We start from the raw sequence: 14,098 nt of genomic DNA, 5'->3' as shown, positions 1-14,098 counted from the left end.
GCGTGGCGCATCCGAAGCGGGGCTTGTCCACAGGTCGACATGCGAACCGGATCCGGGCGGGGGAGGATGGGGGAGTGACCCAGGAGTTCGACGAGCTGGTTTCCCACGCCCATGACACGCGCGTCGTGGTGGTCGGCGGCGGTATCGCGGGCCTCGTGGCCGCCCTCGAGTGCGCGAAGGTCGGGATGCGGGTGACGGTCCTCGACGGGGCCGACCGGCCGGGGGGAGCGATCCGCACCGCCGAGGTCGCCGGCATCCGGCTCGACACCGGTGCCGAGAGCTACGCCACTCGCGGTGGGACGGTGCACGCCCTCATCGATGAGCTCGGCCTCGCAGACCGGATCACGACACCCGACGCCGCCGGCGCGTGGCTCGTCGGGATCCCCGGCGTCGGTGCTGCTCCCCTGCCGAAAGGCGGTGTGCTCGGCATCCCGGCCAACCCGTGGGCGCCCGACGTGCGCCGCATCATCGGCTGGACCGGCGCCTGGCGCGCCTACCTCGACCGGCTGCGCCCGCCCCTGACGATCGGCCACGAGCACAGCCTCGGGCGCCTCGTGCGCACGCGCCTGGGGGCCAAGGTGCTCGATCGGCTCGTCTCGCCCGTCACCACGGGCGTGTACTCCGCGCGCCCCGACGACATCGACGCCGACGTGGCGGCACCGGGCCTCAACAACGCCCTCACCCGCACCGGGTCTCTCACGGGGGCCGTGGCCCAGATGCGGAGCGGGTCGGGGAGCCGGCCCGGAAGTGCGGTCGAAGGCCTCGCGGGCGGCATGTCGACGCTCGTCGACGCGCTCGTCGCGCGACTGCAAGAGCTGGATGCGACCGTCACTACGAGCGCGCAGGTCACCGCGGTCGCACGCGAAGGCGGAACGTGGCGCGTCGCTGTGGCGCGCGATGAGGCAGACGTCGAGGCCGACCTGCTGATCATGGCCGCGCCCGAGGACACCGCTCGGCGGCTGCTTGCCGCTACCGTGCCCGGACTCGCGCGCGAACTCGGCCCCGCGCCGGTCGTCGAGGTGGTCACGATGGTCCTCGACGCGCCGGCGCTTCATGCTGCACCGCGCGGCACCGGTGTGCTGACCGTGCCGGGCGCGTTCCGCGCCAAGGCGCTCACGCACTCCACGGCCAAGTGGTCGTGGGTGGCCGACGCCGCCGACGGGCGACACGTCGTGCGCGTCTCCTTCGGCGCGCAGGGCGAGCCTCCGGCGACGGAGGGGCTCGACGACACGGCCGCCGCCGCTCTCGCGCTGGCCGAGGCCTCGGCGATGCTCGGCGTCGAGCTGGAGCCCCGTGCTCTCCTCGGGGCCGTCCGCGAGCGCTACACCCAGTCCCAGCCCGGCGCCGCGCTCGGTCGTGCCGCCGAGGTCGCCGAGATGCGACGCACCGTCACCGCGACGCCCGGTCTCGCTGTCGTCGGGGCGTGGCTCGCCGGAGCCGGGCTCGCGCAGGTGGTGCCCGATGCTCGGCGCGAGACCGATCGCATCCGCCGCGCAGCCCTCTTCGGGAACGCCACCGAAACCGTCGAGGGTGACGCCACGGCGTAACGGAATCCGTCTCACCCGCCGATGTCAACCCAGGATGCCGACGCGGGCATACATCGCTACCCTGGAGTTGACCAGCATCTCCACCGATCGTGAGGAGACCCCATGAGGGGCAAGGTAGGACTCGTCATCGGACTGGCCGCGGGCTACGTCCTCGGCACACGCGCCGGCCGTGAGCGGTACGAGCAGATCAAGACCCAGGCCGACAAGCTGTGGAGCGCCGCGCCGGTGCAGAGCCAGGTCGACAAGGTGAAGGACTTCGCCAAGTCGAGCGCCGCGGCACTGCCCAGCACCGTGTGGGACACCGCGGTGAAGGTCACCAAGGCCGCCACCACCAAGGGCACCCCCGGGCAGCGTCTCGACGCAGCGCTGAAGACCGGCGAGAAGGCCGAGGGAGACCTCCAGAAGGCCGCGAAGGAGTCGGCGGAGGCCGTGAAGGACGCCGTCGACGACGGCGAGGTCACGGTCGAACCTCGCGGCGGGGCCTGAGATGTCGACGCCCCGTGGTTTCCGCGACCGCGCGGACGACAGTCTGCTGACCCTCCTCGGCGAGATCCCGGAACTCGTCCGGGCGCTCGTCATCGCCGAGGTCGACGCCGCCAAGGCGTGGCTCGCCCGCACGGCGAAGGACGGCGGCTGGGGGGCGCTGTGGATGGTCGCCGCGCTCTTCGTGCTGTTCTGGTCGGTTCCGGCCCTGGGTGCCTGGGCCATCGCCGGCCTGTCGTCGTGGTGGCCGGTGTGGCTGTCCGCACTCGTGGTGTTCTTCGCGATGGTGCTGATCGCGGTCGTGCTCGCCCTGTTGGGCGTGATGCGGTTCCGCCGGCTCGTGAAGCGCCAGAACCCCGTCCAGTCCATCGCCCAGGATGTGAAGGAAGTCCGCGATGAGCTCTAACGCTCCGCTGCCCCGCACGGCCGTGCCCCTCGGCATCACCGATCCCGTCGAGAGTGCCCGCGCCGAGTTGAAAGCCGCTCTGCTCGCGATCGAAGAGAAGGCGAACGTACCGCGTCGGGTGGCCGTTGCCACGGATCGCACGATCACCGATGCCCGGGCGTTCAGCCAGCGCAATCCCGCGGCCGCGGTCGCGATCGTCGTCGCCGGAGCCGCCGCGATCGGCGTCGGCGTGTGGGGCCTCGTTCGCCTCTACACCCGCTGATTCATCTCGGCGGTCCCGAGCACCGTTCCCGGCTTTCATCCAGCGGGGTATGCTCAGGACTGGCAGTGCAATGGTGCGATTGCTGCCGACGGTGCGAGCCCGAGACCCGGATTCGTTCCGCCCGTCGGTTGCTCGAACGCCCGGGCGGCCGACTCGTGCATCGACGAGAGCCTCCCGAATGAATCACACTTCACCGCAGCCCAAGCCCCTCACCGGATGGCGGCTGCTCGTGCCCCGCGGGGGACCGTGGGGCGACGGCGTCGCCGCGACGATCCGCCGCAGCGGCGGAACCCCGGTCATCGCGCCGCTCATCAACTTCGCGCCCTCGACCGATCAGGCGACGCTCGAGCAGTCGCTCGCCGACCTCGCCGACGGCGCCTTCGACTGGCTGACGGTCACGAGTGCCACCACGGTCGACGTGCTCTACGCCTACCACGCCAAGATCCCGGCCTCGACGAAGGTCGCCGCGGTCGGCGAAACGACGGCGGCCGCGCTCACCGCGGTCGGCTACAAGGTCGACCTCGTGCCGGAGCGCGACAACTCCGCTGCGGGCATGGCCGAGCAGATGATCGCCGCCGAACCTGAGCCGCGGCAGGTGCTCACCCTCCGCAGCGAGATCGCCAAGCCGGTGCTCACCCGCATGCTCGTGGAGGCCGGTCACCACGTGCGCAGCGTCGTCGCCTACCGGACCGTGGGTGTGCCCGCCTCCGACAAGGTCATCGGAGACGTGCGCACGGGCCGCATCAACGCGATCCTTGTCACCAGCGGGTCGGTTGCCGACCAGGTTCGCGAGCAGTTCGCGGTGATCCCGGAGACGACGATCATCGCGGCCATCGGGCCACGGACCGCGAAAGACGCCAAGCGCGCCGGTCTCCTCGTCGACGTGATCGCCGAGATGCAGTCGGTCGATTCCCTTCTCGCTGCCGTGTCCCGGTTCCCCCTTCCGCAACCGGCTGACGAATACGCCCCCTGAGCGTGGGGGTTCGGGGCGGCGGCACGCCGCGCATCGTAGTGCTCGCCGGCGGCGTCGGCGGGTCCAAGTTCGTCCTGGGCGCGCGGGAGGCGCTCCGGCGACGCGGCGTCGCCGCATCCGCCGATCACCTCACCGTGGTCGTCAACACCGGTGACGACCTGTGGCTGTCGGGTGTGCGCCTGCAGCCCGACGTCGACTCGATCACGTACGCGCTCGCCGGGGTCAACGACACCCAGCGCGGCTGGGGTCGTCAGGACGACTCCGAACGCGTGAACGCCGAGCTGCAGGCGTGGGGCGCCGGGTGGCCGTGGTTCACCCTGGGCGACCTGGACCTCGGCACCCACCTCGCGCGGACGGGATGGCTGCGCGACGGGGCGACGCCGACCCGAGTGCTGGAGCTGATGGCGGCCCGGTGGGATCTCGGCGCGCGCCTGCTGCCGATGACCGACGCCGAGGTCGACACGATCGTGACCGTCGACGAACCGGAGACGGGGCCGCGGCCGATGCACTTCCAGGAGTGGTGGACCCGGCACCGGGCCAGCCTGCGCCCGCTCGCCTTCGACAATCCCGGCATCGAAGCGGCTGCGCCGGCGCCCGGTGTCGCCGACGCGATCGCCGCCGCCGACGTCGTGCTCGTCGGCCCGTCGAACCCGGTCGTGTCGATCGGACCGATCCTGGCCGTTCCCGGCATCCGTTCGGCCCTGCGCCACACCGACGCACCGGTCGTCGGGGTCTCGCCGATCATCGGCGGCCGGGTCGTGCGCGGCATGGCCGACGTGTGTCTGACCGCGATCGGCGTGGAGACCTCGGCCGTCGGCGTCGCCGGACTGTACGGTGCGCGCAGCGGCGACGGCGTGCTGGATTCCTGGCTCGTCGCACAGGAGGACGCTGCCGCCGTCAACGCCGTCCGCGCGCTCGGACTCGACGCGCACGCCCGGCCGCTGTGGATGACCGACCCCGCGCGGTCGGCTGACATTGTCGACGCCGCGCTCGCCCTGGCCGGCGTGTGATCGTTCCCGACCTCGCCGTGTGGGCGTGGCTGCTGCTCGGCCTGTCGGCGTTCGTCGTCGGGGTGTCCAAGACGGCGATCCCCGGGGTGAACACGCTGTCGGTGGCGGTGTTCGCCGCCGTTCTGCCGGCTCGGGAATCGACCGGAACGCTGCTCGTCCTCCTCATCGTCGCCGACCTGTTCGCGATCGTGTCCTACCGGCGTGATGCGAACTGGAGGGCGCTGGTGCGGCTCGCGCCCGCCGTGCTGGTCGGTCTCGTGCTGGGTGCCGTCTTCCTCGCGGTGGCGAACGACGAGTGGGTCAGCCGGGTGATCGGTGTGATCCTGCTCGCCGTGGTCGCCTTCACTCTGCTGCGTCGCCGTTTTGCGCCCGTCGTCGCCGGCGCCGGCCCGCACCCGGTCGCCGCGGCCGGTTACGGCACGCTCGGCGGCTTCACGACGATGGTGGCCAACGCGGCGGGACCGGTGATGTCGATGTACTTCCTCGCGTCGCGTTTCGCCGTGAAGGAGTTCCTCGGCACTGCGGCGTGGTTCTTCTTCCTCGTGAACATCGCCAAGCTGCCCTTCTCCATCGGCCTCGGGATCATCACACCTGCGGGCCTGGTGCTCGACGCCATCCTCGTTCCGCTCGTCGTGGTCGGCGCTCTTCTCGGGCGCTGGTGGGCGAACCGCCTCGATCAGCGCCTCTTCGAGCGTCTGGTCATCGTCTTCACCATCGTCGGCGCCGTCTACCTCCTGTTCTGACCCGCCTCCGGCCGGGGCTGCCGGCCCCGACCCAGGCCCGTCTCCGTCACCCGATGTGCCGCCATCCCCAGGCCCGTTTCCGTCACCCCAATGTGCCCCAATTCAGGCTGTGGAGGTGTGCAAGAGCCCGGGAAGGCTGCCTGCGGCGCGCTGAGCCTGAGTTGCGGCACGCGGGGGCGGGGTGACAGACGTGACGGACGGACCGGGCCGGCGTGGCGGACGGACCGGCGTCGGCGTGCCGGCGGTGTGCGGCAGCTACAGCAGCGCGGCGGTGCGCGGGCCGACGCCGAGGGTCGCGGCAGTTTCCAGCTGCTCCGGTGTATCCACGTCTCGACGGACGGTCGAGTCGCGTGGGATGTCGAGCGCCGCGCACCCCATCTCGAGGTGACGCGCGAAGGATCCGTCGCCGAAGGCCGACGTCCATTCCTCCCCTGCCGTCGCGGTCACCAGCGTCGAGCCGGTGCCTTCGGCATCGGCGACCACGGCCCGCGGATGAGCGGTGGCGGCTTCGAGCGCCGCGGCGAGGTCGTCGGGCCGGAGCGCCGGAAGGTCGCCGAGAAGCGCGGCGCGATGTGCGTCCGTTCCCGCTGCCGCCATGCCGAGTGCGATCGCCGCGTCGAGGCCGCGAGCCTCCTCCTCGGCGACGAACCGAAGTCCGGGGATGTCGGCCGCGGCCAGCGGCAGCCCCGCGTCGTCGGTCACGACGAACACCTGCGCGACCACCGGGGACGAGGCCGCCGCGGCGATGGTATCCAGCGCGATCGCACGCGCCAGACCCTCACGCGACGCCCCGGATGCGAGTCGTGATTTCCCCCGTCGCGCGGGCTTCACCGGAATGACGACCTGCCACCGCTGAACCGCCGGCTCGTCCCCTCCCGCCGGGTCGCCCCCTCCCACCGGGTCGCCCCCACCCGCCGGCTCGTCCCCACCCGCCGGGTCATCTCCGACGCCGTGCACCAACTCAGGCTGTGCGGGGGTCATTCCGCCTCATCCGGGCCAACGGGGTGTCTCCAGCCTGAGTTCGTGCACGCGCACGCGCACGCGCGCCACGACGAAGCAGCCACGACGCGGGTCACGAGGCGTACTTCGCGCGCAGGCGCGGGAGGATCTCCGCCCCGTACATGCGCAGGAACTCGGCCTGGTCGTGGCCGGGGTCATGGAAGACGAGGTGCCGGAAGCCGAGTTCGATGTACTCCGAGATCCGCCCGACGTGCTCGTCGGGGTCGGTCGAGACGATGAAGCGCGAGGCCGCCCGCTCGATCGGCAGCTCGGCCGCACGCCGCTGCATCTCGATCGGATCGTGCACGTCGCGCTTCTCCTCGGGCGTGAGCGCGAGCGGGGCCCAGAACCGCGTCTTCTCGAGGGCGGTGTCGTGGTCGGGGTGATACGACACCTTCACCTCCATGAGGGTGTCGATCGCGTCGGATGCGCGCCCGGCCTTGCCGAGGCCGTCCGCCAGCGCGGGCAGCAGCGTATCGGTGTACAGCTCGCGCTTCTTGCCGCTGGTGGTGATGAACCCGTCCGCGATGCGTCCGGCGAGGCGGGTGGCGGCGGGTCCGGCGGCGCCGATGTAGATCGGCACGGGATGCTCGGCGCCGGGCCGGTCGTAGATGGTCGCGTCCTTCACGGAGTAGTAGGTCCCGTCGTACGTGACGCGTTCGTCGGCCCAGAGCTGCTGGATCATCAGGATCGCCTCCTTGAGGCGCTGGAACCGCTCCGGCGCGTCGGGCCACTCCAGCCCGAGCGTCACCTCGTTGAGCGCCTCGCCGGTGCCGACGCCGAGAACGACGCGGTCCGGGAACATCACCCCCAGCGTCGCGAAGGCCTGCGCGATAACGGCGGGGTGGTAACGGAAGCTCGGCGTCAGAACGGATGTGCCGATGAGCACCCGTTCGGTGCGGGCCCCGAGCGCCCCGAGCCATGGCAGGGCGGCGGGGGCGTGGCCGCCGTCGTGCATCCAGGGCTGGAAGTGGTCGGAGAGGAACACGGAGTCGAAGCCCATCTCCTCGGCCAGCACGCCGAACTCGACGAGTTCGCTCGGGCCGAACTGCTCGGACGATGCCTTGTAGCCGAAGCGCAGCGGAAAGGTCATGATGCTCCTCCTGGAAGGGGACGTGGGCGCAGCGTGGGGGCGGATGCGGTGGTCGCCGCAGCGGGTGCCGGGGCGAGGAACTCGGACCCGTCGGCGCGTGCGAGCCGGTCGCGGAAGGCCTCGACGGTGCCGGGCCACAAGAGCGTCAGGCGCCCGGACCGGGGGTCGACGTACCAGTTGCGACAGCCGCCGGTGATCCAGGGGGTGGATGCGGCGGCGCGGTCGATCTCGGCCGTGTAGGCCGCTTCGGCGGCCGGGTCCACCCGCAGCACGCCGCCGGCGACGCGTTCGCGGCGCGCGAGGGTGCGCACGGCGTACGCGGCCTGTTCCTCGAGCATGAGCACGGAGGAGTTGTGGCCGAGCGAGGCGTTGGGTCCGTTGAGCACGAAGAGATTGGGGAACCCGGCGACCACGGTCGAGGCGTACGAGGTCATCCCGCTGCTCCAGTGTTCGGCGAGGGTGCCGTCTTCACCGGTCACGAGGTCGGCGTACGGCTGCTGCGCCGAGGCGAACCCCGTTGCGAGCACCAGCGCATCCACCTCGTGTCGGGAGCCGTCGGCTGCGGTGAGAACATCGCCGTCGACGGCGTCGAGCGCGGCCGGAACGAGGGTGACCGCATCCGAGACCACCGCCGGATAGAACGCATCCGACAGCAGCACGCGCTTGCAGCCGAAGGCGTAGGCGGGGGTGAGGGCGTCGCGCAGCGCCGGGTCGGCGACCTGCGCGCTCAGGTGGTCGAGGGCTATGCCGCGCGCGAGGTCGGCGGCCGCGGCATCGCCGGAGCGTGAGGCGAACCGCGCCTCGCCCTCGGCATACAGCGTCGCTCGAAGGTCGGCGAGGGCTTCGGGATGCTGCGCGAAGCGTCGACGCTCGGCGGAGGAATACGCGCGCTCGCCGCGGGGCACGATCCACGCCGGCGTGCGCTGGAACAGGGTCACGTGCGCACCGCGGCGCACGAGTTCCGGCACGAGCTGCACGGCGCTCGCTCCGGTGCCGACGACGGCGATGCGGCGCCCCGCGACGGGAACGGAGTGGTCCCAGCGGGCGGAGTGGAACAGCGGCCCAGGGAACGTCTCGAGCCCGGTGATCTCGGGGATGAGCGGTTCCGTCAGGCGGCCGCACGCGATGGCGAGGGCATCGGCGATCACGGTGTCGCCGTCGGACGTGCTCACGCGCCAGGTCGACGAGTCGCGGTCCCACCGCGCGCCGGTCATGCCCGTCCGCAGACGGGTGCGGTCGGTCACGCCGGCGCGGTCGGCCACGTCGGCGAGGTAGCGGTGGATCTCGGCACCCGGCGCGAACACGCGGGACCAGTCCGGATGCGGGTGGTCGGCGAACCCGTACAGGTGCGAGGGCACGTCGCACGCGACGCCCGGGTAGGTGTTGTCGCGCCACGTGCCGCCGACGCTGTCGCCGCGCTCGAGGAGCACGAACGACTCCCGCCCGTCGCGGAGCAGGGCCAGCGCCATGCCGATTCCGGCGAAGCCCGCACCGACGATCGCGATCTCGACGCGCACGGTCATCGGATCCGGGTCTTCCGATTCGCCGGCGGTTCGCGGTAGTCGGTGGTGCGCTGGCGGAAGGGGCGGAAGAGCCGCGCGACGAGGGCAGCGGCATCCGGAACCGGCAGGTCCTGGCCGTGCTCGATGCCCGCTTCGGGCTTGACGCGTCCGTCGAGCAGAGTGCCGCCGAGATCGTCGGCACCCGACTGCAGCAGGATGGCGGCGGCCTCGCGGCCGACGCGGGGCCAGGGCGCCTGGATGTGCGAGATCGAGCCGGAGAGCATGAGGCGTGAGACGGCGACCATGGCTCGGTGCTCGTCGATCGCCGGGCGCCCGGCGACGAGCGCCACGCCGCCGCGCGGCCCGGGGAGGGGAATCGGGACGAACTCGCGGAACCCGCCTGTCGCGGACTGGATCTCGCGCAGGCGGCGCAGGTGGGTGATGCGCTCGCCGGCGGTCTCGACGTGTCCGTAGAAGAGCACCGACGTCGAGGAGAATCCCGCACGGTGCGCGGCGGTGATGCCCTCGACCCAGCGATCGGTCTCCAGGTCGGTTGGGGCGATCTCGGCGCGCACGCGTTCGCTCAGCACCTTCACGCCGGTGCCCGGCACGGTGTCGACGCCGGCGTCTTTCATCGCGGCTAGGGCGGCCGCGAGGCCGATGCCGGCGCGGTCGGCGAGGTCCCACACGTCTTGTGGGCGGTAGGCGTGCAGGTGCAGGTCGGGCCGCGTGGCCTTCACGGCTCGTGCGATGTCGAGGTAGGTGTCCGGGGAGACGTCGGCGGGCAGCATCCCCTGCACGCACAGCTCGGTCGCGCCGAGCTGCCACGCGTCGTCGGCGATGGCGGCGACGTCGGCAAGGTCGAACTGCGCCGGGTCGGCGGCATCCGGTGCGGTGCGGAACCCGCTGGAGGTCAGGTTGCGGTTGACGACCAGGCTCACGGCTTCGCCGACGGTGTAGCGACGCACGTCGTCTGCGGCAGCGGCGAGGGCGTCGAGGTCGGCGCCGGTCGCCCGCAGCAGGTCCTGCCACTCGCCGTCGTCGAGTGATCCGGCGTCTGCGGCGGCGCGTGAGATCAGTCTGCCGAGGTCTCCGGCGCGCGGGCCGTCGACTCCACCCTTTCCTGCCGAACCCACCTCTTCGCCGCGCTGGGAGGGCGTTGTCTCGGCGGAATCGGGGGGACTCGACGCTCCAGATGAGTCGCCCGGCCGCGGCGGACCCGGCACGGCGAGCCCCGTCGCCGGGTCGGTGACGGCAGCGACGGACGCGTGCATCGTGGGATCGAGCCACTCGTCGGGGTCGGCGATGAATTCCGGATGCGCCGTGAGACGCTCGCGCAGGTGGAACCCGAGGTCTTCGGTGGCCGTCGCGAGGTCGTCGAGGTGCGGCCAGGGGCGCTCCGGGTTGACGTGGTCGGCGGTGAGGGGGGAGACCCCGCCCCAGTCATCGGCGCCGGCGCGCACGAGGAGGGCGAACTCGGTCGTGTCGGAGAGGTTCGGCGGCACCTGCACCCGCATCCGGGGACCCAGCACGAGGCGGGCCGCGGCGACGGTGGCGACGTATTCGAGGAGGTCGGCGTCGGGCGCCGACCGCATGGCGGTGCGGGGCTTGGCGCGGAAGTTCTGCACGATCACCTCCTGCACGTGACCGTGGCGGGCATGGGCGTCGCGCAGGGCGATGAGCGACTCCGCCCGATCGCGAACGGTTTCGCCGATGCCGACGAGGATGCCGGTGGTGAACGGGATGCGGGCGCGCCCGGCATCCTCGATCACGCGCAGTCGCACGTCGGGGTCTTTATCGGGGGATCCGTAGTGCACCTGCCCGGGCTCTTCGTAGAGGCGGCGGGAGGTGGTTTCGAGCATCATGCCCATGGAGGGGGCGGTGGGGCGGAGCGTGCGGAGCTCGTCGGCGGTCATCACACCGGGGTTCAGGTGCGCGAGCATGCCGGTCTCGGCGGTGATGAGGCGGGCGATGTGGGCGACGTAGTCGAGTGTGGAGGCGAAGCCGTGGTCGTCGAGCCACGCGCGTGCTTCCGGCCAGCGCTCTTCGGGGCGGTCGCCGAGGGTGAGCAGGGCTTCCTTGCATCCGAGTGCCGCGCCCTGGCGCACGACCGAGAGCACCTGTTCGTCGCTCATGAACACGGGCTTGCGCTTCTTCAGGAGCTGGCCGGGGGTGTCGACGAAGATGCAGTAGTGGCATCGGTCGCGACAGAGGGTCGTGAGCGGCACGAACACCTTGCGCGAGTAGGTGATCACGCCGGGGCGGCCGGCGCTTTCGAGGCCGGCATCGCGCATGGTTCCGGCTGCTGTCAGCACGGCGTCGAGGTCGTCGCCGGCGGTGAGTAGCGTGACGACCTCGTCGACGGTGAGGTCGACCTCGGCTTCGGCGCGGGCGATCGCGCTCCGCACCGCTGGCGCACTCGCGGCCCCGGTGGTCCGGGAGGGTTCGAGCAGGGTCACCTCTCCAGTCTCGCACCGAGCGTCTGTGCCGGCTCGATCGACTGTTGCGGATCGGTCGACAGTGGGCTGCGTCGACGCGCGCCATCGTGACACACGCCATCTTCGAGACGCGCCGCGTCGACACGAGCCAGGCCGACACGAGCCAGGTCGGCGCGCGGCACCCTCGACGCGGTGGGATGCGGCGGGCGCGACGATGAGTTGCTCAGAAGGGCGCGGCGGATGCTTCTGCCGGGGGCGGGTCGGCATCTCCGGGCGTGCCGGGTGGGTCGGGCATGAACATGACCCGTGGTGGTGGGTCGTCGTCGTATTCCAGGCCGGAGGGTGCGGTGAAGTGGAGTCTTCCGCCGGGCATTTGGACGACGGTCCATCCGGCGGCTTGTTTCAGGGTGTGGTGGCTTTCGCAGAACGCGCCGAGGTTGTCGATGTCTGTTTTGCCGCCGAGGGCCCAGTCTTCGCGGTGGTCGATGTCGCATTCGGTGGCGGGTCTGCGGCATCCGGGGAACCGGCACCGGATGTCCCGCGCGACCAGGTACCGCTTCTGCGCGGGGGTGGCGAAGCGTCGGTCGACGGCGAGGACGGTTCCGGTGATGGGGTCGAGGAAGACCCGGTCGAAACCGGGGGCGTTGCCGGCGAGGATCTTCGCCGTCTCCGGGTCCACCGCGCACTTGCCGTTCAGCTGCGCCCCACCGGCGGTGGTTCCCGCGAGTGTGGTGGCGGGGACGGTCACCTGCACGTGCCCACGGATCGCACCCAACCCGCCCTCGACCCCGGTCGGGTCGACGGAGGGGGAGGCGGTGAGCAGCATGTCCAGCAGCAGGTCGGTGCGGATCTGATCCAGCGTCCGCTCATCGAACCACAAGCTCTCCGACGTGTAGTCTCCGTCGGCGCCGCATGAATCTTCCGGTTCGTCCGCCCCGAAACGTGCGCCAGCGCGCTCGGTGGTGTTGCGGCGTGCGGCGCGGTCGGCGGCTTTGATCGTCTTCCCTTGCCGGGTGAGCCGGTCGTAGACCCCGTGGACCTCCACGGACGGTCCGATCGTGCCGAGCATCGACATCCCATCCCGCAGGTCCTCCACCCAGATGCGTCGATCGAGCACGGCATCATCGTGACGTTCCTGCATGCTCTTCGGGTTGAGGTTCTCCGCGACCTGCTCCGCATACGACCGCACCCTCGCCGCAGAGGTGGTTTCGGCGTAGTCGAGCACGTCCCGCTCGTAACTCTCCCGAGCCCCCGGATCGGCAAGCTCCGCACCGGTGTCGACGATCACCTTCACATGTGCCCGGGACACCCGGCCCGCCCGCCACGACTCCCACGCCGCCGGGAACTGGGTCACCGTGCGGTGCGCTTCGAACAACCGGGTCTGCATCGTGCGGTCACTGACCCGCTTCGCCACAGCAAGCTCCGCCGCCATCGCCCGCAGCGGCATCTCCCGCTCCCGCGTCGAGGCATCCCGCAACCGTGCCGTCTGCTGCTGGGCGAGGTCATACGCCTCGGCATACAACCGCTCACGCTCCGCCTGAATCCGCGCCTCCGCCGCATCGAACGCCGCGATCTCCGCAACCAGCTCACGCGTGCGAACCCGGTCCGCCCCACCCTGCTGGTCGATCGCCATCACAACCCCCGCTCGATCTCCGACTACCCCCAAGCGTAGAACCAACCTCAGACATTGATGCGACGCAATGTGGGGCATGGGGGCAACTCATTCATACACAAGTACGAACCGATGAAGACGCGCCATTTGACCGACAACCTGCAGCCAGCGGCGAGTGTCAATCTGACGAGGGCGGCAGTGCGATCGGGCGGTGTCCTGGACCATCATCACGATCGCGGGACTGCTGGTACTTGCGGCCTAGCCACTCGCGGTCACCTGGCGTCCACGGAGTGAGTTCGGCTCCGCGCGGTCGCGTGCAACCTGCTGGGCCGAGTTCTCGAGCCGGGAGGTCGGCGGCGAGGCTACTCGTTGTCCTCACGCTGCGTGCTTGGCGAATCCCTCACATCCGCCTCGAACTGGCGTGGGTTTGAGAAAGCGAATGCGGGGTCGGAGAGGCGCCAGAGCGCGATGCCCATGCCGAAGCAGAAGCACGCGGCAATGAGGAACAGCGGCCAACCCGGTACCGGAGACACGGCGAAGGCTACGAACACGGGGCTAGCGACCCACACGGCCACCGCCCATCGCCGAATTCGTGATGTCCTGGGGTTCATCGGTTCTCGGGCGCCCGTCACCTTGAGTACCTGCCGAGTTCGTCGAGGCTCTCGACGCGGGTCGCCGATCGAGTCGTGGACACCAGGACGCTTGCGCCGGAGAGAGCGCCGACGGCACCGGCGACGATCGCACCGGTCCAGATCGGGTTCGGCCCGGTGTGGACGGTCGCTCCGGTCGTTGGGGATTCGAACACGCACGTTGCGCCGTAGGGGATGAAGGTGAGCTCCGTCCGGACATTCCATGAGGCCTCTCCGGGCGGTAAGCCGGAGGAGATACATCTCTCTGTGCCCAGGATGAGCGGCAGGAGCCCGAGGGCGAGGCTCAAGAGCAGGAGCCAGGTTCCGACGCTCAGCATCATGATGCCCGCGATGGTCGCTCGTGGCCGCGCGTCGTCCATTCGGGGACTCTACGCGTCGGA

The 14,098-nt window shown here is 71.1% G+C and carries 13 protein-coding genes; 7 read left to right on the top strand and 6 right to left on the bottom strand.

Annotated elements, in window-relative coordinates:
* Positions 1 to 74: 74 nt before the first annotated feature.
* The 7 genes from hemG to IM777_RS15120 all read left to right on the top strand — a co-directional run bounded on the left by hemG (position 75) and on the right by IM777_RS15120 (position 5,424).
* Positions 75 to 1,547 carry a protoporphyrinogen oxidase gene (hemG, locus tag IM777_RS15150; protein WP_228480848.1) on the top strand — a complete coding sequence of 491 codons (1,473 nt, stop codon included), beginning with the start codon at positions 75 to 77 and terminating at the stop codon, positions 1,545 to 1,547.
* Between the two features lie 102 nt (positions 1,548 to 1,649).
* Positions 1,650 to 2,033, top strand: coding sequence for a hypothetical protein (locus IM777_RS15145; RefSeq protein ID WP_071045208.1), 384 nt, complete (start codon positions 1,650 to 1,652; stop codon positions 2,031 to 2,033).
* A gap of 1 nt (position 2,034) precedes the next feature.
* The gene (locus IM777_RS15140; RefSeq protein WP_071045209.1) at positions 2,035 to 2,436 is read left to right on the top strand and encodes a phage holin family protein; all 402 of its coding nucleotides are present in this window, start codon (positions 2,035 to 2,037) and stop codon (positions 2,434 to 2,436) included.
* Complete coding sequence (locus IM777_RS15135; protein ID WP_071045210.1) at positions 2,426 to 2,698, top strand: hypothetical protein; 273 nt, start codon at positions 2,426 to 2,428, stop codon at positions 2,696 to 2,698. The genes IM777_RS15140 and IM777_RS15135 overlap by 11 nt, the downstream gene beginning before the upstream one ends.
* 178 nt (positions 2,699 to 2,876) lie before the next feature.
* Complete coding sequence (locus tag IM777_RS15130) at positions 2,877 to 3,671, top strand: uroporphyrinogen-III synthase (protein ID WP_071045211.1); 795 nt, start codon at positions 2,877 to 2,879, stop codon at positions 3,669 to 3,671.
* Between the two features lie 2 nt (positions 3,672 to 3,673).
* Positions 3,674 to 4,681 (top strand): 2-phospho-L-lactate transferase, encoded by a 1,008-nt coding sequence (cofD, locus tag IM777_RS15125; protein WP_228480847.1) that lies wholly within the window; start codon positions 3,674 to 3,676, stop codon positions 4,679 to 4,681.
* A complete protein-coding gene (locus IM777_RS15120; protein ID WP_194385603.1) occupies positions 4,681 to 5,424 on the top strand; it encodes a sulfite exporter TauE/SafE family protein in 744 nt (247 codons plus the stop codon). Before cofD ends, IM777_RS15120 begins: the two co-directional genes overlap by 1 nt.
* 255 nt (positions 5,425 to 5,679) lie before the next feature.
* On the opposite strand, the gene cofC is transcribed toward IM777_RS15120, so the two are convergent.
* From cofC to IM777_RS15090, 6 genes are all read right to left on the bottom strand, one after another.
* On the bottom strand, positions 5,680 to 6,405 hold the full coding sequence (gene cofC, locus IM777_RS15115; RefSeq protein ID WP_194383931.1) for a 2-phospho-L-lactate guanylyltransferase: 726 nt from the start codon (positions 6,403 to 6,405) through the stop codon (positions 5,680 to 5,682).
* Between the two features lie 91 nt (positions 6,406 to 6,496).
* Positions 6,497 to 7,516: a glucose-6-phosphate dehydrogenase (coenzyme-F420) gene (gene fgd, locus IM777_RS15110; RefSeq protein ID WP_194383930.1), complete on the bottom strand. Its 1,020-nt coding sequence runs from the start codon at positions 7,514 to 7,516 to the stop codon at positions 6,497 to 6,499.
* On the bottom strand, positions 7,513 to 9,039 hold the full coding sequence (locus IM777_RS15105; RefSeq protein ID WP_194383929.1) for a flavin-containing monooxygenase: 1,527 nt from the start codon (positions 9,037 to 9,039) through the stop codon (positions 7,513 to 7,515). The genes fgd and IM777_RS15105 overlap by 4 nt, the downstream gene beginning before the upstream one ends.
* Positions 9,036 to 11,477, bottom strand: coding sequence for a 7,8-didemethyl-8-hydroxy-5-deazariboflavin synthase CofG (cofG, locus tag IM777_RS15100; protein WP_228480846.1), 2,442 nt, complete (start codon positions 11,475 to 11,477; stop codon positions 9,036 to 9,038). The genes IM777_RS15105 and cofG overlap by 4 nt, the downstream gene beginning before the upstream one ends.
* Before the next feature lie 202 nt (positions 11,478 to 11,679).
* A complete protein-coding gene (locus IM777_RS15095; protein WP_194383927.1) occupies positions 11,680 to 13,089 on the bottom strand; it encodes an HNH endonuclease signature motif containing protein in 1,410 nt (469 codons plus the stop codon).
* A gap of 607 nt (positions 13,090 to 13,696) precedes the next feature.
* Positions 13,697 to 14,077 (bottom strand): hypothetical protein, encoded by a 381-nt coding sequence (locus IM777_RS15090; protein ID WP_194383926.1) that lies wholly within the window; start codon positions 14,075 to 14,077, stop codon positions 13,697 to 13,699.
* Between the last annotated feature and the right edge of the window lie 21 nt (positions 14,078 to 14,098).

This window comes from Microbacterium luteum (assembly GCF_015277875.1).
Lineage (GTDB): Bacteria > Actinomycetota > Actinomycetes > Actinomycetales > Microbacteriaceae > Microbacterium > Microbacterium luteum.
This window is presented reverse-complemented; position numbering and strand designations above follow the sequence as displayed.